Genomic DNA, 19,989 nt, shown 5'->3' with positions numbered 1-19,989 from the left:
CATTTATATTTATTCGCTCATACGCTTATGAATCGCTGCTCCCATGTGACTGCGATCCATTGAGATCGCAAGCTCGAATTGCTCCTTTGCCTCCTGTTGCCTGCCTAAGCCTAGATGTCCCAGTCCCATCATGAAGCGGCAATGAATCACATTGCGTCTGTTCAAATCCTCTTCAAAGACGAGGAAATCCGGCAGCGATACCGCAAAATAATCGATTTTGACATCGTCGAACAAATGCTTCTCAGCGAAATCAATCAGCTTGTTGAAGCGGCGCTTTGCTTCTTTAACGTTAGTCAGCTTCAGCCAAGCCAAGCCTTGATAAAAAATCATTTCTGGGGGCTGGTCGTTATAATACATGGCGCTGGCCGGATCCTCCAGTCCATCGGATGCCGTCTTGAATGCAGCTTCTGCTTCGGCCGGTTGTCCAAGCGACTCAAGCGCGCATCCAAGATAATAATAAACATTGTTTTCTTGTGCGCCTGCAAGCTTCGCTTCACCTAGATTATCCGGATTATTCAGTGCCATCCTCAGCAATTCAACTGCTTTCTCGTACTGCTTCTCTGCCAGCTCTTTTTTCGCCAGTTCAACAAGTGCAAGTACATATTGCCCAAGCGTCTTGCCTTCTCCGCCTTCCCAAGGATGAAATCTGTGTGATTGGAGCAATTCAAGCGCTGATTCATGCTTCTCCAGCACATTATGCAGCGTCACATATTCCAAGTACAGATCGTCTCTAGCCTCAACGAGCGGCATATGCTGCTGCAGCAACGCCAATCTTTGCTCCGCCCCAAGATCTATTTTCTTATATAGCTGATCCAGCTCATAGAACACGCGCGCGTCGGACTTGTCGCAGACAAAAGCCTTTTCAAGTGCCTGCCTCGCTTTCTCTGGTTCGTTCAGCTTGTTAAAGTAAGCAAGCGCTGCATTCCGGTGCACCACAGAGAAAGATGCGTCACTAGCAATGGAACGTTCCCATAGCGCTACAGCTTCTAAATGTCTTTTCTTGTCATAGTAGAAATTGCCCAGGAAATAAAGCGCTTTGGCATCCTCTGGACGCGCTTCGACAGCATACTGCAGCACAATGAGATCAAATAGGCTATTCGGGAAGCAATAGTCTGGGTTCGCCTTATTGCCTGCTGTCAAATAACGAGCTGCCGATTCCTTATCGTTTTGTTTGTTATAGCAGTATGCGATTGTGTAATGAACCAAAGGATACACATCCGCCTGATCATCCGGTGCAAGGAACTGCAGCACTGTGATCGCCTCATCATATAGTCCTGCACCCGCATAGTCCGCTGCAAGCGCAATATGGTTATGAGCATCCCCGCGAAGCAGCGTCTTCATATCCTTTAACGCCTTGCTTGCGCTTCCCAAATCTCCGGCTTCCGTATAAACTAGGGACAGTTCGTTGTATGCGCCGAAGTCAGCAATATCAAGCCCCAGCGTTTCTGTCGCATAAGCGATTGCAGCATCCAATCGGCCAAGCTTCCGAAGCAGTGCCGTTTTCAGATCCCTTGCTTTATAATTGCGGGAATTCCGAATCAAGGAACGCTCTGTAAGCTCAAGCGCTTCCTCGTACGAACCTTTTTCAGCAGCAATCTGTGCTAACGAGAAGTATCCGCTGTCCTGCCATGCAGCCGACCACACTGATTTGTACAATGCCGTGAAAGCTTCCTCCAAACGTCCTTGAAGCTTCAGCGTTAGGCCAAGCTGGTAATACGCTTCGCTGTCATAAGGGTTCGGATTGCGCCAAGTCAGGCGACTGATCGCCTTCCGGAAATGCGCTTCGCTCTGCTGGAACAATCCTCTGCGCAGCAGCAGCGTTCCGTAAGCGACATTCAGGCGCGAATCCGAATCATCACGCTTCAGTCCTTCCAGGTAATAATCCTCCGGCTCAAAGGTTGCGTGGCGATACTGCTCAAGATGAAGCCCAGCAAGATAGAGTTCCTCATTCGTTTGGAGCTGATGAGGCTCTGGAAGCGGCTTCGCTGCATCCGGCGTTTCCTCTATGCTAGGCTTCTTAGGCTGATAGCTGACCAGCACCCTGCCCGCGGAATCCTTCACCGTAAGTCTCAAATCATGCTCCTCATCATCGGAATGAATCGGAACGATTGAAGTAAAGGTTGCGCCCGGTGACAAATCCACTGTCTCCAGCACATAATTTCTACGGCGGCTCTTGAGCTCAATAGTAGCGGCTGCATACGCAGAGGTCGTATAGACGTGAATAGCAGCAGTACCCGCCTGTGCATCAAGCTCTAGATTAACAGCAGCATCAATAGTTGCGTTCTTGACGACACCGATATTTTTATAGGGCATGAAATACTGTTTGAATGACTTCTCCTCATAGGGCTGGAGCCATGTGAAGTCCGGTTGATTGTCCGTATACACGCCCGTCATCAGTTCAATATATGGGCCATCCTCGTCCGTCAGGCTGCGGTCCCAAGCTTGACCGAATTCACCGTTACCCCAAGTCCATTGCTTCTTACCTGGAGAAATATGATGATTGGCTACATGCAGAAGTCCCGCTTGTACAGAGTGGTCATAACCACCGACGAAGTTATAATCCGATTTGTAAGCCATATACGAGGTCGGCACTGGAATGTTCTTATACCTCGAAATATCTACGCCTTCTGAATAATCCATCTTATAGTAGGTTCCTGTCGCGATCGGAAACTTCGATACATCGCGTTTGCCGTGATCGAAGACAGCCGTTACATCCGGAGGAAATACCGATTGTGTATGATCATTGACCGCCACGGCTGGGTTAGCCCACCATAGGAAGGTTTGCGGCTCCGGTGTCCGGTTATACAGCTGTGCGTGAATTTCGAGATAGGCCTTTCCTGGATGGAGCGTAAACCCTGCCGTAACCTTCGTTCCATACATGCGATCGATTTCGCTTACCCATACCGTAGCGCTGCCATCCTCGTTTTCTTCCAATCGATACTCGACAGGACCGAACGTATTCGGACGGTGATGCTGGGGCCAGTTAAATTCAATGCCGCCAGAGATCCAAGGTCCAGCAAGACCAACAAGCGCCGGCTTAATCACCTGGTTGTAATAGACGAAATCATATTGATTCGTCTTGTCTACCGCTCTATAGATACGTCCCCCAATTTCGGGCATGATTTCAATATGCAAATATTCATTCTCAAGTATGACCATTTTATAAGGCTTTGGCACCTTCTCGTCGTCAATCTTATCAATGACTGGATGCGGGTAGACGCGTCCTGAACTGCCTTGATAGACGCGCTTTTCTAGAAACATCGGATTCTTATCGGGCTTGCCTACCCCGTAGGTTGGAATATGAACGATTTCCTCCCATACGCGTGAACGTGCTTCTTGCTTATTCAATTCACTCACTCCCTCTGGTCGGTTAACTATTGTATAGCTATACCTTACTGGAGCAGGACATCACTTACCATTGATTATACGCTGTACATGATGGACAATAGTCTGATTTTAAAAGGTGGGTAAGCTTGTTATTGTGCTTGAGGAATTGTAAACTACTCGTAGTTGAAAGGGAAGGAGACTTGATTTCTATTCGTAAAAAAGCAGATGGCTTTCATGGTGAAAAAATCATTGTGCTGCCGCAATACCAGCTAAGCGAAATGATCGCGAATCCGCTGATCAGCGGAACCTATATAACCGATATTGGCTATTACCAGCGTGCGGCAAGTCACTTTCGTGAACGTCAGCAAGGGAGCGATTCTTATATTGTTATATTCTGTGTAGGCGGACAAGGCTGGATCAAGCTTGCTGACCAAAGCACGATTTCATTAAATGAGCAGACCATTGCGGTTATCCCGCCTGAGCTGCCGCATGCATACGGGGCAGATGAAACGAACCCATGGAGCATTTACTGGTTTCATCTCAAAGGTGACCAGGTTGGCGCTCTCATCCAAAGCAGTGGTCTTGATGCTGGTCCGCTTCAGGTTTCCTTAACCGATTCGGACAAAATTAGGGAGCTGTTCAATCAATGCTATGACCTGTTGTCCTCCAAGGCTTATTCCGTTTCGCATCAAATCCATGTCTCGCATACAATGCGTTATTTGCTCAGCTTCATCGGGCTTATTCCGCGTAGAAAGCAGGAGGCCAAGACGCTGGCCTATATCGAGCAGGCCATTCTGTACATGCAGGAGCGAATTGAGAACAATATGACCATCGACGAGCTCATTTCGCATATCCGCATCTCTAAGCAGCATCTGAATCATCTCTTCAAGCATGCAACCGGCTTCGCCCCTATCGATTATTATTTGCGTCTCAAAATGCAAAGAGCATGCCAACTGCTTGATTTGACCGACAACAGCATCAAAGAGATCAGCGTGTCTCTCGGACTAAGCGACCCTTATTACTTCTCTCGTTTGTTCAAAAAAATTATTGGCAGCTCACCATCGGACTATCGCAGCAAGCTGAAAGGATAAAGTGCTCTCTTAAGGCAATAACTCACTCCTTGCGTGGCTTCATGATCCAAGCTCGATATCGAGATCCCATGAATAGGTTTCATAGGGCTCAAGCGTTCTAGCAGTTCCGTTCTGGACAGCGGTATTCAAAGAATCGTAATAACCTATTCCAGGCTCAAGAGCGCAAACCGAACGATCATTAAACATACCCTCGTCAATCCAAATGCCTAAGTAAGGTGCTTTCTCTACTGCCCAGCTTATTTTCAAATAATTGCCCGATATTTGCTCACGCAGGGTGGACCAGCCTTCCGTAGCGTGATCTGGATAATAAAACTTTTTCCCATTGCCCGTTACCTCCGGATGCAGGTAACGATGTTCAGAAGCAAGATAGCTCTCTCCAGCTATAAGCTGTTTGCCGCCATATACACATTGCAGTTTCTGCATATCAGATGGAAGTATCATTTCAGTCGGTTCCGTTATAACAAATTGAGGATGGGCTGCCCACAGAAAAGAAAGCGGCTCTTTGCTTTCGTTTTTCACTTCATAAGAAAGCTTGATCGTATCTTGAGCTGACAGGCTCACCTGTCGGCTGAAACGGTACGGCAGCAACACGCCCTCCACCGCACACGCAATAGAAACACCCGTTTTCTTGCAGGACCAAGGCAATGACCACAGTTCACCATGATCGGGCAGCTCCACCCCGCTCTCGAATCTACAGCTATCAATCGTAGGAAAACATTCATCCCATCCGCTCATATCCCATTCTCCAAATGCTGAAGCAAAGGCAGGAGCAACGAGCGGTCTGTTTCCTGAATCGACCAGCCATTCTTTTCCTGTTGGTTTATAAACCAATGAAACGAGCTTCGCTCCGATTAGAGGCACCAGCTCCAGCCGCAATGTATCATTCTCCATGACAATGGAGGAGTGTCCTTTATAGACACTATCAGAGATTTCAATTTTATCAGTTGACATTTCATTCTCCCTTTCACAATCATTTACTTTCTTATATCGGCAGGAAATGGACAAAATAAATCCCCTCCGCGAAGGCGAAGGGGATTTATTATTATTGACCTAACAATATTTTGGCATATGGTGAATCGATTGGAATCATAATGACAGGCTGATTCTGAAGCGTGGTGGTATAGCTTTCGAGCGTCCGATAGAAATTGTAGAACTGCGGATCGCTGCCGTACGCTTTGTTATAAATAATGGCTGCTTCCCGCTCGCCTTCTGCTACAATTTTTTTGGCGTCTGCCTGCGCCTGAGCAAGCAGCTCAGTTGCGGTACGATCTGCTTTGGACGTTATTTTGCGAGATTCCTCATCACCCTCAGACAAGTAGCGCGCCGCAATCGATTGACGGTCGGAGATCATACGATTATATACGCTCTGCTTGTTCTCCTCAGGCAAATCAGTGCGCTTGATACGAACATCAATGACTTCTATTCCGTAGTTATCTCTCGTAAGCGCTTGGATAACATCCTTCGTAATCTCGTCGTTAATGTTGCCCCGCTCTGTGTTCTCGCTAATGATATTATCATAATTGATTTCGGATAGCTTCCGTCGAACGGAGTTGTATACCGCCTCGTCGATCCGCTGAATACCTCCGCTAACGGACTGAACCGTTCTCAGAAACTGCGATGCATTCGTAATACGCCATACGGTATAGTTATCTACGACGATCGGCTTCTGATCCTTCGTCAGGATGTTCGTCGGGCTGCTCTCATAGGTCATTTGATACTTAGGCAGCGTCGATACGTTCTCGATGAACGGCAGCTTGAACTTCAGTCCTGGATCGGGAACTGCTCTTATGGCCTCTCCGAATCGAAGTACGACCTTATACTCGCCTTCTTTGACAATAAACATGGAGCCTGAACCTATAATCACAACGAACAGCACAACGATGGCGGCTACCCACTGGTTTCTTTTCATTGTGCGTCACCTCCTTTAGGTGCTTCCACCACTGGTGGTGTCGCAGCTGGCGGTGTAGTTGCCGGCGCTGTAGTCGTATTGCTGCTGCCCTTAAGCAGCTCGTTCAAAGGCAAATAGTTAACGGTATCGCTGTTGGAATTGGTAATGAAGATTTTGGCGTTCGGCAAAATTTTCTCCAACGTCTCAAGCACTAAACGGCTTTGTGTAACGTTTGGATTGTTTTTGTATTCACCGAATATCGCGTTGAATCTGGCGACGTCACCTTCCGCGTTCAAGATACGCGACTTTTTCTGACCCTCTGCGTTCTCAAGCAGCGCCTGCGCCTCACCACGTGCTTTCGGTATACGATCGTTTTCGTATTTGGCAGCATTATTGATTTTCGTATTTTTTTCCTCGCGCGCATTCGTTACTTCACGGAACGCCTCTGCTACTTGCCCGCTTGGCGGCTCGATATCCTGGAACTTAATGTCGATGATCTGAATGCCGGTTTCATATTTCGCCTGCAGCTCAATCAGCTTCTCGCGCACCTTATCCTGAATAACCGTTTTTCCGTCCGTAATCGCATAATCAAGCTTCTCAGAGCCGATTACCGCACGAATAGAAGAGCTTGCTGCATTACGCAAAAATTGCTCCGCATCCGAGATGTTGTATAAGTAATCATGAATATTGCTAATTTTCCATTGAACAACCGCATCTGCGGACACGATGTTCTCATCCCCTGTGATCATCATCGCTTCCTCATCGACTGGAATAGATTCCGAGCCCTCTTGACGGTAGCCGATATGAATCCGTTGCGTCAACTCTGCCGGAACGGTAATAACCTGTTGAATTGGATAAGGAAATTTGAAATGAAGGCCTGCGGAGGTCTCATTCGAATATTTGCCAAACGTAAGAATGGCAGCCCTCTCCTGCTCCTGCACCGTGTAGAAGGAAGTTGATCCTACATAAATAACAACAACTGCTGCCGCAACACCAAACAAAATTTTCTTTAAGGTGCCTGGCTTTAATTCTGGAGGCCGGCGGCCGCCGCCCATACTATGATTCTGCGGCTGGTTCTGGTTCTGATCCATGAAGCTCAATGACATCTCTCCCCTTTCAAACATCTCTTTGAAATGGCGATCACAATCGCTATAGAGGATAATACGGGAAAGTAAGCCAAAGGTCACGGATTTTTCGCAAATTTTATTGTTTTTCTGATTAAATAATCAATTCTCTTCGTTTCTCTGCCGATTAAGCTGTCTATATCGTAATTAAGCTTGTTTGAAAAGCAGAAGCTTCGACTCGGCAGGTTCCAGTTCGATGCCATGCTCACCGCTTCCCGCTTCAAGATGCACCTCTTGCCCGCTCCACAAGTCCCGAACTACTATCCCCTTAGAGGAATCTATGCCCAGTCTTGCAAATGATGCAACAATCGTGCTCCCGGCATCTCCATCAAAATTAAATGCAGCTGCATATGTGCCATGCTCGGCATGAAGCATAAATAAATTCTCCCCCTGGGTGCCGCTTCTTCCCTCAACGGGCTTAAACGTTTCGCCTAAGCGCGCAAGTGCCATAACTTCGCGGTTCGTCATCCATTCCTTCGCCCGCCTAGCAGCCTCCGGCTCTCTGTAATCATCACCTAGCAGTAGTGAAGTACCTGCAATGACTGCGCTGTTCAAACGGCTTCTGCCTTCATGCTCTGTAGTCGATCGCTGGTTGTCGCTCTTGTACAGCACCACATGGTCCGGATCGTTAAACCGATAGAGGCTGTCGTTGATCCACCAGCCGTAAGTAAGAGCATTAAGCATATATTCGGTATCGCTAATCATGCCGAATGCGTCACAGGATACACGGCGGCTGTGCGCATAGCTATGCGGGAACAACGGCGCAATAGACAAATTTATGAAAAAGGGACGTCCGACTCGCTCTGGAGCAAGCGTATCTCTTACAAGTGCCATCCCTATATTGTAGGCTTGAATGCCCGTCCGCACGCCCGCATTATAGAAACAGCCTTCCATCGCCCCATGCGTCAGGAAGTCGAGCTTCACATAGTCAAATCCGAGCTCCACAAAGCTATCCAGACTTCTCTTAATCCGCTCTTGTGCTTCCGGATGCGTCGGATCGATCGGGAATGCGCCATCCAGCTTCGGCAGAGGCTGTCCTGCACTATCTTTCGTAAGGATTTCTCGGTACAGAACCTTGCCCTCCGTTCCTTCAACTGGCGTATCAGGGTCACTTCCCCAGAACGCAAATGGCGTATAATAGATACCCGGCTTCTGTCCATTTCCCTTCACTCGGCGCACCGCATCCTTAAGCTGCTCTTCAGGGAGGCTGTTCCAGAACGCATCAAAATTCACATACAAGCTGTCGTTGTCATCAGCGAAGCCGCTTTGCTGCAGCTCCTTGGCAAAGAAATCGGAGGTATGCGTATACACATCGTAATCCAGCTTGCTCATAACAGCCGACCAGCTGTTCCAGCCCATCGGAATGCCCCCTTCCCATGGAAGTGCTGGTGTAAGTACAGCATTTGCCTTGCCATATTGCTCAAGTCCGTCGCGATAATCGGCGAATGCGCCTACGAAGATTGTCGGCGATACGATGCTTTTCCCGCGAAGAGAGCCATGCGCGACAGTGTCTCTCGTCTGCATGTCGGCTGCGCCCCCAAAGACACGGAGTCGCCCAACGGCTTCCGCAAACGTACCTTCGACGACGATCCCTGTTTTCCATGTATCATGTGTAACTGAACCAATAACAAAGCCGTTTCTGCTCTGCGAACGATAAATAGCTGTCGTCTCATAACTCTGTACGCTGCATGGAATCGCATGGGAAGCAAACCGCACCCACTTATCATTATCGAAGGGGATAAACAGTGTTCTAATCTCCTCCACTGGCTCTGAGCTATCTCCGAATTCAGCTACACTTCCATCATTCAAATAGGCAGCTAGTGGCGTCAGCTCGTTCGTTTCCCATTCCGTTTCACTCTCTGCGCTAAGCTCTGTCAGCAAATAAGGCAGCTGCTCATACATTCGGAAATGCTGACGCAGCGTCGGCTTTCCAAGCTCTGTATGCTCGAAACACCAACGCAGGCCTTTGCCAAAGCCATCCTCGATCGGCTGAATTTCAGCCTCATGAACGAGATGGCTGCTGTAATAAGTAGAGCGCAGCTGCGCGAGACCATAGCGTGCTTCGGCATAAAGACCGCTCAGTGCTTCGCCGCTGCTCCAGCGCAGCGTAAGCTCACCACTCGCGAGATTTGCCTTTGCTTGAATAACCTCATTAGCCACAATAAATTCGTCTTGACCACGCTCAATCTTGAATGCTCCAATTCCCATTTTCTTCAGCTCCTCTATCCATTTAAAAGGAGGCCGACTGAGCCGGCCTCCTCTATGCGCCGCTTGGATTATTTCCAAAGCTCCACGCGTTCTTTGTAGTTAGTTGTAAAGATCGCTTCAACCTTCTCATCGCCAGCAGCTTTCATGTCGCTCAGCATTTTGTCATAGATTGTGCCCGCATCCTCAGCGGTCTTAGCCATAATCGCTTTCGTCAACGCTTGTTTCGTAATGTCGTTCACCTTCTGCTCATTCAGTGCTTCAGGTGTTCCGCTCTGAGGCCCTAATGCATCATAGAGTACGGTATCGTAAACGGAATCAGATAAGTTCTTAATCGCCATCTGGTCGACAACACCACGCTCATAACGTCCAGCTAGGTCATAAGGCATTCCATCTGTGCCTTTACCGTTCTTGATAAACCAAGTCCACTTGCGGATACCGGTAGATTTCGCATAGTTGTTGAAATCATTTTTAAAGCCTTCCAGCACTTCAGGACGTGGCGTGCGTTTGCCATCCTTCATATCCCAGTGAACGTTCTCAACACCCCACATCAAGAGGTATTGTCCTTCCTCACTAGCAAGGAAGTTCATAAATTTCATTGTGCGCTCTGGATTTTTGTTTTTCTTCGTGATCGTAATCGCATCCCAGCCTAGTGAGCTTCGTCCACCATACGTTGTTTTGCTAGGGTCTACGCCGTCTGCAACTACCTTATACGGGAATAACTGCGACTGCTCGCCGCGATCCTTCAATAGAATCGTATTTGCCGCACCTGGGTCCCAGTAGGAGCCGGTCGTTGAGAACACGTTACCCGTTGCGAGCTTCTGCTCCCACACTTGCTTCTTGTTAATCGCCCATTCCTTATCGAGCAGGCCGCTGCGGTACAAATCGTTCATATACATAACCATGACACGGTATTTAGGGTCTTTGACATCAAATTGAATTTGACCATTATTCTCGTAGAACTGCTTCAGGCCAAACATGCCCTTGAATGTGCCGAACGATCCGCCAAAGTTTTCACCATCCATCGTAAGCGCGGTCGTATCCTTGCCTTCGATCGTCGGGTATTTCGCCTTGAAATCTTGAAGCAGCTGCTTGAACTCAGAAGCCGTGAACGGTACGCCACCCTCCGCTTTATCCGGAGCAAGCTCTTTCAAAATATCTTTACGAATATTAAAGCCATATACAGGTTCGTTCTCAACGCCATACCAATTGGAAAGGTAGTAGTTTTTTCCGTCCTTATAGCGTGTTTTATTCAATACATCGCCATACATCGTCGTTACGTCCGGACCATACTCGTCAATAAGACCATTTAAAGGAATAATGGCGCCTGATTCAATATATTTGTTAACTAGATCACTGCTGCGGTCAAACATAATCATGTCCGGCAGATCGTCGCTCGCCAGCATCAGGTTTAGTTTCTCTGCTGGATTGCCCGTCGGCTGTTGAATTTCAACGGTAATGCCCGTACGCTTCGTAATTTCCGCCGCAACAGCATTACTGAATTTATCGCCCGTATTTTTATCAAAAAAAGTGATGGTCAACGGCTCATTACCGTCCTCAGCACCAATTGCATCATTCCCAGTAGCCGGAGCATTACTGTTATTTTTTGTATGATTGGAGCCGCACGCGGACAACACCGAAATTACAACGATAACGCTTAGAAACATAACAAACCATTTTTTCATTTTCATCGTATAAATCCCCCTTGTTCGTGATCTTATTATAGTACATTTTCATTTCAAATTATTGAGAATGCGCGATCGCATCACCTCCACTAATCGTGTTTTACAACACTAGCTCTTAACTGCGCCCAGCGTCATACCCTTCACGAAATACTTTTGAAGGAATGGATAAACCATCAAGATGGGAAGTGTTGCAACCATAGTTGCGGCCATCCGAATCGTATCCGGCGATACCGCCATCCGTTTCGATGCGTCGGCAAGCTGCTGAGCATCGCCAACCATAGCCCCTGTCTGGTATTGATTCAAAATTTTGACCAGCACCGCCTGCAGTGTTTTCAGATCCGAGCTATAGGTGAAGACGTAGGAATCAAACCACGAATTCCAATGCATAATTGCGGTGAACATACCGATCGTTGCCAGCACAGGCGTCGTTAGCGGCAAGATGATTTTGAAAAAAATTTGCATATAATTGGCGCCATCTATTTTGGCAGACTCGTCCAGCTCCTGAGGCAGCTGCTGCATGAAGGTCCGCACGATAATCATATAGAAGACATTCATCATGCTCGGCAATATAAAAACCATAAAGTTATCGATCAGGTGCAAGCTCTTCAGCACCATGTAATAAGGAATCAGACCCCCGCCGAAATACATGGTGAATACAAAGTACAGTGACCAGAAGCGATTGCCGACCAGCTCTTTCTTACTAAGCGAGAAGGCAAGCATGCTGATGACTACGACTGCAAGCGGCGTACCAATGAGCGTTCGCAGCACAGTTACTTTAATCGCCGTCCAAATCTCGCTGTCGGATAAAATCTGCTTGTAGCTCGCTATGCTGAAATCCCTTGGCCACAGATATAAATTGCCGCGCAGCGTATCCTCAGCGCTATTCAATGAAATAATGAAAATATTCCAGAACGGATAGAAGGTGACGATAAATACAGCGATGATAAATAAGTAGACGCCGGACATAAACAGAAAGTCATTTTTAGACTTAATCATAGCGTGATCTCCTCTTTCTTTTTTACTAGAACAACGACTGCTCATTCATTTTTTTGGCCATCGTGTTGACGCTTAATACGAGGATGAAAGCGACGACCGATTTGAACAAACCGACAGCTGCACCGTAAGAGAACATCCCGTTTTGCAAACCGTATTTATACGTGTACGTATCGATAACCTCTGAATATTGAAGAACCGTATTGTTCTGCAGTAAAAACTGTTGATCGAAGCCTGCGTTCAAAATACCTCCAACAGCCAAAATCGCGAGAATGATAATTGTAGGCTTGATTGATGGCAGCGTTATGTGCAAAATTTGCTTCAATCGACTTGCTCCATCAACCTTTGCCACTTCATATAGCTCGGGGTTAATAGCCGATATGGCAGCCAAGTACATAATGGCGTTAAAGCCCATATCCTTCCATGTGTTCGATATGGCGATAATCCACCAGAACAACGGCCCCTTCTGCATAAATTGAATCGGTTCATCTATCAAGCCGATACCCGTCAGTATATTGTTGAGAACGCCTTCGGATGAGAGTACCGTAATGATGATATTGGCCGCGATAACCCACGAAATAAAGTGAGGCATGTAGGATACGGTTTGAAAGGTTTTCTTAAACCAGCCGTTCCTCAATTCATTGATCATGAGTGCTAGAATGATTGGCATTGGGAAACCGAACAGCAACGATAGGAAGCTTTGCGCCAGCGTGTTGCGCATAACCCGGTAGAAGTCGCCATTCGTAAAGAAATAGTTGAACCATTCCAGTCCGACAAATTCTGTTGTGAAAAACTGTCCGAAGAACGAACCGCCGCCAGGCGAGTAATTAATAAATGCCATGTACAGCCCGAACATCGGGACGTACGAGAATAACAATGTGACGATTAGCGCTGGCAGCATGAGTACATACAACAGCCGCTGCTCCTTCAGCCGCCCCCATACGCTGGCCTTTCTTATACCGCCCTTTCCACTCGGGGTTAAGGATTTGCTTGGTTCCGCTTTCAATATTGATTCCATGTGATAGCCTCCTGCCAGTCTTGCGCTTCTTTGTGTTCTCATTATAGGTCGGTAAGAGCGGCTCATTCTATACAAGCATTTACCGATTCATAACACAAAGCTACACACTTGCGAATGCTCCATTGTTGAAATGCGTCATAGCGGATAAACTAGTTAAACATCCCGTTACATGAGATAAGAGGTGGGGACAGGTATGTATCGTATTTTATTAGTAGATGACGAAGCGATAGAGCTTGAGACGATAGAGCATTATGTGCCGTGGGACAAAACCGGCATCACCGTGGCGGGAACCGCGCGCAACGGAAAGGAAGCGCTTGGCAAGCTCGCCGAGTTGAAACCTGATATCGTGTTGACCGATGTCCGCATGCCGATTATGGATGGACTTGAATTCGGCAGACGCGCGAAGCAAATCGACAAAAATGTAAAAATCATCTATTTAAGCGGACATAACGAGTTTCAATATATTAAGGCTGCGCTCAATCTTGAAGCTGCTGGCTATCTATTAAAGCCGATCGATATGGAGGAGCTGCTGGTCCTCCTTGAGAAAGTGAAGAAGAAATGCGAGGAGGATCAACTGGCCGATCAGAGCGGAGATTGGGTACGCGAGAAGCTGATGATGCGAATGATAAGCGAGCCGGACCCGACCGCCCGGTCGGAATGGATTAAAAAGTGGGAGCAAAGCGCAGTCGACTTTGTTGCTGGAAAGTCGTTCACAGCGGCTTACATGACCTTTGATCCGCCAGTAGACTATCCTGCAGTTGCAGCGTCGGTATCTGTTGCTGCTCCTGCCGACAAGCTTGATCTCATCCGAACCCTAGCACGTCAGTCATGGACATCCGCTACGATCGTTGAAGCTGCACCGCATGCGTTGTTCGTTCTCCATCAATGGAAGGATGCGCCAATGAAAGATGCTGCGATCTGGGAAAGCTTCCAAGCGCAGCTTTCCCTTACTTTCGGATTCGAGATCACGATAGGCTTGTCTTCACCGCGGATGGAGCTTGAACAGATTTGGGATGCCTATGTGCAAGCCCGCTCCTGCAATGAAGAGAAGTTCTACCGAATAGGCGGCAGCGTCATTGCCCCTGAAGACCTTAAACCGACCGTGCAAGCCGATGGAAATATTGATCTAACCGCTGCGAAGCTCTCCTCCTCTATCCAAGCTGGCAACATGGAGCAAATCCGTATAGAGCTTGAAACGCTATTTATGAACATTCAAAAAGAACGCATGGATCGAAACTTTGCAATTCGGGGTATTATCCGTTTATTGACTTCATTGGAGCAGCATTTCTCTATGCTGCTTACAGGCTCACTTAAGGAGCTGCTGCTAGCTGATCATTGGAAAGCGATTTCGATGATGCCCTCTGCAGCGCATATTCAGGCTTATGTTCTTCATTTCTGTGATGAGATGAGAAGAGCATCCAGTGAAAGAGAGATCGATCGCAATCAAGCAATCGCTGAGCAAATGGTTAGGATTATCGCCGAGCGGCATCATTTGCCGTTAACGGTTGAAGAAATAGCCAAGGAGGTATATCTCTCACCGAACTATATCCGTACGATATTTAAAGAGAAAATGGGCGAAACCATTCTTGATTATTTGACAAAGGTTAGAATCAATCACGCAGCTGAGCTGCTGAAGGATAAAGCGCTCAAGGTGCGCGAGGTTGCCCATAGCGTCGGATATGAGAATGTCTCTTATTTTTGCTCAATCTTCCATAAGCATAAGGGCAGTACCCCTAACGAGTTTCGGAAAATGTATTTTTAGGCTGGAGTGAGTACGCATGAAACGGCTAACGGGCTGGCTGACCAGGCCCTTTAATAATTTACGACTGAGAGAAAAGCTGTTTCTCATGTTTTTACTCGGTGCGATTATTCCCTTGCTCTTCTTTGTTTCCTATTCCTATCAAACGGTCAAAAGTGAGCTTTCTGACCAGATGTATACGAATTCCGTATCGTCAGTTGCCCAGATTAACTCGAACTTAGAGAACAAGCTGGATACCTACACGAAGCTTTCGGCAACGCTCTATCTAAACAGCACACTCCGTGCCTATTTGACGAACGATTATTCAATTGATCCATCCTTGTACGTGGATGCGTATCAATACATTAACAGCACCTTCTCCAACATGCTGACAACCAATCCAGATATTAAATCAATTTCGGTTTATATCAACAACGACTCGCTTCCAACAGACGATATTTATATCAGAAGGATGGATGACGAATTCCGCAAATCGGTCATATATAGCTCGCTGCTCAACACCTATGGGAATGTTCGATTCCTATCCACGCCGCCGATCATCGATCAGCCTTCGATGTTCACCCTCGCGCGCATGTTGAATGTCGGTAAGCTAGATACGGTATACGGCATCTTGACGATCAACATCCTTGAATCGGATATATTTCGTTTGATGGAGAAAGAGTCCGCGGACAAAACCGTTCTCATCGTGAACGAACGAGGCATCATTATGTCTACGAAGGATAAAAGCATGCTTAACCTTCCTTTGCAGCAATTTATAACGACTGACTTTCCTGATAGTGCGGAAGGGCGCTTCGACAGCACTTTTCATGGTGAAAAAATGCTGGTCGTCTATAACACGACCAAGTTCGGCTGGAAAAGCGTCACGCTCGTTCCTTATAGCAGCTTCCTATCCAAAGCTAATAACACGGCAAAAAGGATACTTATCTTTGCGCTGATCAGCTTCAGCGTTATGGCGCTGCTTATTTATGTGACAGCTAGGTTGTTCACTAAGCGCGTCGAATATTTAGTCGGCATCATCCGCCGTATTGAGCGGGAAGAATTCGAGCATATTGACATTCGTCCGCTTGGCCGTGACGAGATCGGACAGCTTGGGAATGTACTTCGCAAAATGTCACAGCGGCTGAGCAATCTCATCTCTGATGTGTACAAGAAGGAAATCGATAAAAAGGAAGCGGAAATGAATGTACTGCAAGCCCAGATTAACCCGCATTTCCTGTACAATACGCTCGCTTCTATCTCGTCGCTTGCCATTCGTAATTCAGATCCTAGAATGAATAAAATGGTCACCGATCTCGCTAAGTTTTACCGCATTTCCTTAAATAAAGGGAAAAACAAAATATCGATCCACGAAGAAATACAGCTTACCCGTTATTACGTAGCGATCCAGCAGATTCGCTTCGCCGAGCTTATTCGCGTTCATTATCAGATCGACGAATCCGTTTTGCCTTGTCCGATCGTCAAGCTGACGCTGCAGCCCTTCGTAGAGAATGCGATGAACCATGCCATTTGGGACGATAAGCTCGGTATCAACATTATGATCAAAGCTTACCGGGAAGGCCCAGATATTATCCTCAAGGTCATTGATGACGGAATGGGTATGCGCATGCAGGAGAGCCGCTCTCAGGAGCTTCCAGCAAGAGGTGACGCATTATCCGGCTATGGGATTCGCAACGTCGATAATCGGATTAAGCTGCTGTACGGCGATTCTTACGGTGTATCGATATACAGCAGGCTCGGCATTGGCACTACTGTTACGATTCGTATTCCCGGGCGGTAAGCATATTGCACTGACATAAATGACCAAAGAACCCCCTTCGGCATAAGAATGCCGAAGGGGGTTCTTCGATTAAGCGCGGCGTACGATTCCTACTGTTTTACCTTGATTTTGAAAAGCTTGGACTGTGCGCCAAGTAGATTTACTTGCAAGCATCCCGCCGGTTGCTAATCCGGGAATTGATGAGGCAACGATATTTAGACCACCACATATGTCGCCGCTTATTCTTTGACCGCCTTCAGCATTTCACCCATTGCACCAATGCTTCCGAGCGTATCAACAACTCTGGTTGGAATGAATATTTTATTCGCCGGCCCCTTCGCTATTTCGGCTAATGCTTCCAGCGAACGGTACGTCAAAATATGGTCATCAAGTCCCGCCGATCGTATAAGCTCAATTCGGCTTTTCTCTGCTTCGGCAATGGACTGTATCGCCTTCGCTTCCCCAAGCGCCTCAAGCTCCTGCGCATGACGCTGACCTTCCGCTTGGCGGATACGCGCTTCTTTGTCACCTTCAGCCTTTAATATTTTACTTTGCTTATCACCTTCCGCCCGCAGAATCATATCCTGCTTCGCGGCTTCCGCATCTAGTACCATCGCCCGCTTGCTGCGCTCAGCTTTCATTTGCTTATCCATTGCATCCTGAATATCAACAGGCGGCTGAATATCAATAACCTCGACCCGCTCGATGCGAACGCCCCATTTCTCAGTCGCTTCATCGAGTGCAATCCGAATGTCTGATGATATTTTCTCCCGTCCAGACAATGTCTCATCCAGCTCCATCTTGCCAATAATTTGGCGCATCGTTGCCGTACTGATGTTCCGTACACCATATACATAATCGGAGATGCCATATGTAGCCTGTTCCGGTCCCGTCACCTGATAGAAAATAATCGTATCGATTTTCACTTGGACGTTGTCTTTCGTAATGACCGTTTGCGGTGGTACGTTAGCCTGTTGGATCCGCAGATCATGATAGGTGCGAACATGATCGATAATCGGAATAAGAATGTTGACGCCTGGCGTCAGCAAACGATTAAACTTTCCGAGGCGTTCTACGACGCCAATTCTTTGCTGCGGCACAATCTTTATCGATAAGGAGACGAATACGATAACGATCACTAACAAAATAACAGCTACAATAATGCCCATTTACAGCTAACCTCCCCATTTTTGCACGCGGAGCATCGCGCTTCCCCGACTAATGACAACAACAGCCTCGCCCTTTGTAAGCTTTTCCGTAGACAGTGCGCTCCATGTTTCATTCCCTACCTTAACGATGCCAGGTGAATCTGCTCCGATCTCCTCCAGCACAATGCCATGCTTGCCAACTAATTCATCAACCGCATCTGTGAAACCAGCAGCCAATTGGAAACGGCGAGTGATCGGCTTCGTGAAAACCATAAGCACTAATACGATAATAGAAGCCACCAACAGCTGAAGTACCAGCGAGCCTGGCCAGATCCAGTCCAGAATGGCTGCTACAATGGCTCCTACGCCCAACCATAGCAAATAAAAAGTAAGCGTAAGCATCTCAACGACCAGCAAAATACCGGCAAGCACGAGCCAGATTGCCCAAAGTTCCATGCAGTCACCGCCCCTTCTCCATTAATATATTCACGCATGTTCATCCTATGATTAAGAAAACACTTGCCAAACCGATAATGAGTATGTAGAATCATCAAGGGTCTTTTCACAAACTACATATTATTGGAGGCAATCTTGACCATGAAAAACACAATCGGGGTTCTAGACCGACCACCTGCACTGCAAAGCTTTCTGCTAAGCTTACAGCATCTATTCGCCATGTTTGGCTCCACCGTACTCGTTCCAAACATTCTCGGCGTCGATCCGGCTGTCTGCTTGCTTATGAACGGAATCGGCACGCTGCTCTACTTGTGGATATGCAATAACAAAATTCCTGCTTATCTTGGATCAAGCTTCGCCTTTCTTGCACCTGCTGGTGCTGTCATCGGCGACCAAGCTGCTGGGGGCGGCAACTACGCAGCTGCGCTAGGCGGATTTATAGTATCAGGCGTTATCTTCACGATCGTCGCGCTCATTATTCAAGTAGCTGGCACCAACTGGATTAACATTGTATTCCCTCCAGCAGCTATGGGAGCAATCGTTGCCATTATTGGACTTGAACTGATTCCCGTAGCTGCACAGATGGCGGGCTGGATCATGCCTTCAGGCCTGAATTCTGCAGAAGCCGCAGCTTGGACTATGGATCCTAAGCTAGTCATGCTCTCTACCGTTACACTTGCCGTAACCGTTCTTGGCTCTGTGCTGTTTCGCGGCTTTATGCGTATCATTCCGATTCTGATCGGAATCGTCACAGGATATGTGCTCGCGCATTTCATGGGCTACACCGACTTCAGCAAGCTTTCGGAGAACGGGTTCGTACAATTGCCGCATTTTACTTTACCTGAGTTTCAATGGACAGCGATTATTGCAATTGCCCCCGCAGCGCTTGTTGTCATCGCAGAGCACATCGGCCATCTCGTTGTAACGGGCAACATTGTGGACAAGGACCTATCGAAGGATCCTGGACTACACCGCTCTATGCTGGGCAATGGTATATCTACCATCCTATCCGGCTTCGTGGGTTCCACACCGAATACGACCTACGGCGAGAATATCGGCGTACTCGCCATTACGAAGGTCTATTCCACATTCGTTATCGGCGGTGCAGCAGTAATTGCTATCGTACTCTCATTCTCCGGTAAATTCTCGGCGCTTATTTCAGGTATTCCGACGCCGGTAATGGGAGGCGTATCACTGCTGCTATTCGGAGTTATCGCCGCATCCGGCTTCCGTATGCTCGTTGAATCCAAAGTAGATTACAGCAAGCCAACCAACCTTTTCCTAACGACGGTTGTTCTCGTAACAGGACTAAGCGGCGTGAAGCTGACGATCGGCGAGTTCTCTTTAACAGGCATGGCACTCGCAACTGTAGTCGCGATCTTACTGAGCCTATTGTTTAAACTGTTCGAGGTGCTCAAGCTCTCGAACGACTTCGAGTCTTCGGGTCATTAACAACAAAGGCTGTCCATGAAGGTTATTAACCTCACACGGACAGCCTTTGTTCAAGCCTGAAGGACAGACTTCAATTTTATGTTCATC

The 19,989-nt window shown here is 47.5% G+C and carries 14 protein-coding genes; 4 read left to right on the top strand and 10 right to left on the bottom strand.

Annotation, left to right across the window (positions count from 1 at the left end; all coding sequences use genetic code 11):
- Positions 1–9 precede the first annotated feature (9 nt).
- Positions 10–3,348 carry a DUF5107 domain-containing protein gene (locus FGT79_RS20420; RefSeq protein WP_246096520.1) on the bottom strand — a complete coding sequence of 1,113 codons (3,339 nt, stop codon included), beginning with the start codon at positions 3,346–3,348 and terminating at the stop codon, positions 10–12.
- Between the two features lie 179 nt (positions 3,349–3,527).
- Here FGT79_RS20420 and FGT79_RS20415 point away from each other — a divergent pair, with 179 nt between their 5' ends.
- Complete coding sequence (locus tag FGT79_RS20415; protein WP_342778510.1) at positions 3,528–4,418, top strand: helix-turn-helix domain-containing protein; 891 nt, start codon at positions 3,528–3,530, stop codon at positions 4,416–4,418.
- A 39-nt stretch (positions 4,419–4,457) separates the two neighbouring features.
- Here the strand turns inward: FGT79_RS20415 and FGT79_RS20410 are convergent, their stop codons facing one another.
- The 7 genes from FGT79_RS20410 to FGT79_RS20380 form a co-directional block, all read right to left on the bottom strand.
- Positions 4,458–5,369 carry an aldose epimerase family protein gene (locus FGT79_RS20410; protein WP_138754688.1) on the bottom strand — a complete coding sequence of 304 codons (912 nt, stop codon included), beginning with the start codon at positions 5,367–5,369 and terminating at the stop codon, positions 4,458–4,460.
- A gap of 91 nt (positions 5,370–5,460) precedes the next feature.
- Positions 5,461–6,327: a protease modulator HflC gene (gene hflC / locus FGT79_RS20405; protein WP_138754687.1), complete on the bottom strand. Its 867-nt coding sequence runs from the start codon at positions 6,325–6,327 to the stop codon at positions 5,461–5,463.
- Positions 6,324–7,397 (bottom strand): FtsH protease activity modulator HflK, encoded by a 1,074-nt coding sequence (hflK, locus tag FGT79_RS20400; RefSeq protein WP_246096535.1) that lies wholly within the window; start codon positions 7,395–7,397, stop codon positions 6,324–6,326. Before hflK ends, hflC begins: the two co-directional genes overlap by 4 nt.
- A gap of 180 nt (positions 7,398–7,577) precedes the next feature.
- Positions 7,578–9,638, bottom strand: a complete 2,061-nt coding sequence (locus FGT79_RS20395; RefSeq protein ID WP_138754686.1) for an alpha-galactosidase — start codon at positions 9,636–9,638, stop codon at positions 7,578–7,580.
- A 68-nt stretch (positions 9,639–9,706) separates the two neighbouring features.
- On the bottom strand, positions 9,707–11,326 hold the full coding sequence (locus tag FGT79_RS20390) for an extracellular solute-binding protein (protein ID WP_246096519.1): 1,620 nt from the start codon (positions 11,324–11,326) through the stop codon (positions 9,707–9,709).
- A 102-nt stretch (positions 11,327–11,428) separates the two neighbouring features.
- A complete protein-coding gene (locus FGT79_RS20385) occupies positions 11,429–12,316 on the bottom strand; it encodes a carbohydrate ABC transporter permease (protein ID WP_138754685.1) in 888 nt (295 codons plus the stop codon).
- A 25-nt stretch (positions 12,317–12,341) separates the two neighbouring features.
- The gene (locus tag FGT79_RS20380; RefSeq protein ID WP_138754684.1) at positions 12,342–13,331 is read right to left on the bottom strand and encodes an ABC transporter permease; all 990 of its coding nucleotides are present in this window, start codon (positions 13,329–13,331) and stop codon (positions 12,342–12,344) included.
- Positions 13,332–13,524: 193 nt separating this feature from the next.
- Here FGT79_RS20380 and FGT79_RS20375 point away from each other — a divergent pair, with 193 nt between their 5' ends.
- Together FGT79_RS20375 and FGT79_RS20370 are read left to right on the top strand one after the other, a co-directional pair.
- On the top strand, positions 13,525–15,093 hold the full coding sequence (locus FGT79_RS20375; protein WP_138754683.1) for a response regulator: 1,569 nt from the start codon (positions 13,525–13,527) through the stop codon (positions 15,091–15,093).
- 16 nt (positions 15,094–15,109) lie between these two features.
- Positions 15,110–16,867, top strand: coding sequence for a sensor histidine kinase (locus FGT79_RS20370; RefSeq protein WP_138754682.1), 1,758 nt, complete (start codon positions 15,110–15,112; stop codon positions 16,865–16,867).
- Between the two features lie 218 nt (positions 16,868–17,085).
- Here FGT79_RS20370 and FGT79_RS20365 read toward each other — a convergent pair whose 3' ends face one another.
- Positions 17,086–18,015, bottom strand: coding sequence for an SPFH domain-containing protein (locus FGT79_RS20365; protein ID WP_138754681.1), 930 nt, complete (start codon positions 18,013–18,015; stop codon positions 17,086–17,088).
- A gap of 6 nt (positions 18,016–18,021) precedes the next feature.
- Positions 18,022–18,450 carry an NfeD family protein gene (locus tag FGT79_RS20360; protein WP_138754680.1) on the bottom strand — a complete coding sequence of 143 codons (429 nt, stop codon included), beginning with the start codon at positions 18,448–18,450 and terminating at the stop codon, positions 18,022–18,024.
- Between the two features lie 141 nt (positions 18,451–18,591).
- Here FGT79_RS20360 and uraA point away from each other — a divergent pair, with 141 nt between their 5' ends.
- Positions 18,592–19,902, top strand: coding sequence for a uracil permease (uraA, locus tag FGT79_RS20355; protein WP_138754679.1), 1,311 nt, complete (start codon positions 18,592–18,594; stop codon positions 19,900–19,902).
- Positions 19,903–19,989 lie beyond the last annotated feature (87 nt).

It is taken from the genome of Paenibacillus sinopodophylli, assembly GCF_005930355.1.
In the GTDB taxonomy this organism is placed as follows: domain Bacteria; phylum Bacillota; class Bacilli; order Paenibacillales; family Paenibacillaceae; genus Pristimantibacillus; species Pristimantibacillus sinopodophylli.
The sequence above is the reverse complement of the archived record's forward strand: the minus strand, read 5'-3'. Positions and strand labels throughout refer to the sequence as shown.

Bases quoted from the DNA above. Each gene is read 5' to 3' on its own strand.
- FGT79_RS20410 (WP_138754688.1), bottom strand. From the start codon at position 5,369: ATGTCAACTGATAAAATTGAAATCTCTGATAGTGTCTATAAAGGACAC.
- hflC (WP_138754687.1), bottom strand. From the start codon at position 6,327: ATGAAAAGAAACCAGTGGGTAGCCGCCATCGTTGTGCTGTTCGTTGTG.
- hflK (WP_246096535.1), bottom strand. From the start codon at position 7,397: ATGGATCAGAACCAGAACCAGCCGCAGAATCATAGTATGGGCGGCGGC.
- FGT79_RS20395 (WP_138754686.1), bottom strand. From the start codon at position 9,638: ATGGGAATTGGAGCATTCAAGATTGAGCGTGGTCAAGACGAATTTATT.
- FGT79_RS20390 (WP_246096519.1), bottom strand. From the start codon at position 11,326: ATGAAAATGAAAAAATGGTTTGTTATGTTTCTAAGCGTTATCGTTGTA.
- FGT79_RS20385 (WP_138754685.1), bottom strand. From the start codon at position 12,316: ATGATTAAGTCTAAAAATGACTTTCTGTTTATGTCCGGCGTCTACTTA.
- FGT79_RS20380 (WP_138754684.1), bottom strand. From the start codon at position 13,331: ATGGAATCAATATTGAAAGCGGAACCAAGCAAATCCTTAACCCCGAGT.
- FGT79_RS20375 (WP_138754683.1), top strand. From the start codon at position 13,525: ATGTATCGTATTTTATTAGTAGATGACGAAGCGATAGAGCTTGAGACG.
- FGT79_RS20370 (WP_138754682.1), top strand. From the start codon at position 15,110: ATGAAACGGCTAACGGGCTGGCTGACCAGGCCCTTTAATAATTTACGA.
- FGT79_RS20365 (WP_138754681.1), bottom strand. From the start codon at position 18,015: ATGGGCATTATTGTAGCTGTTATTTTGTTAGTGATCGTTATCGTATTC.
- FGT79_RS20360 (WP_138754680.1), bottom strand. From the start codon at position 18,450: ATGGAACTTTGGGCAATCTGGCTCGTGCTTGCCGGTATTTTGCTGGTC.
- uraA (WP_138754679.1), top strand. From the start codon at position 18,592: ATGAAAAACACAATCGGGGTTCTAGACCGACCACCTGCACTGCAAAGC.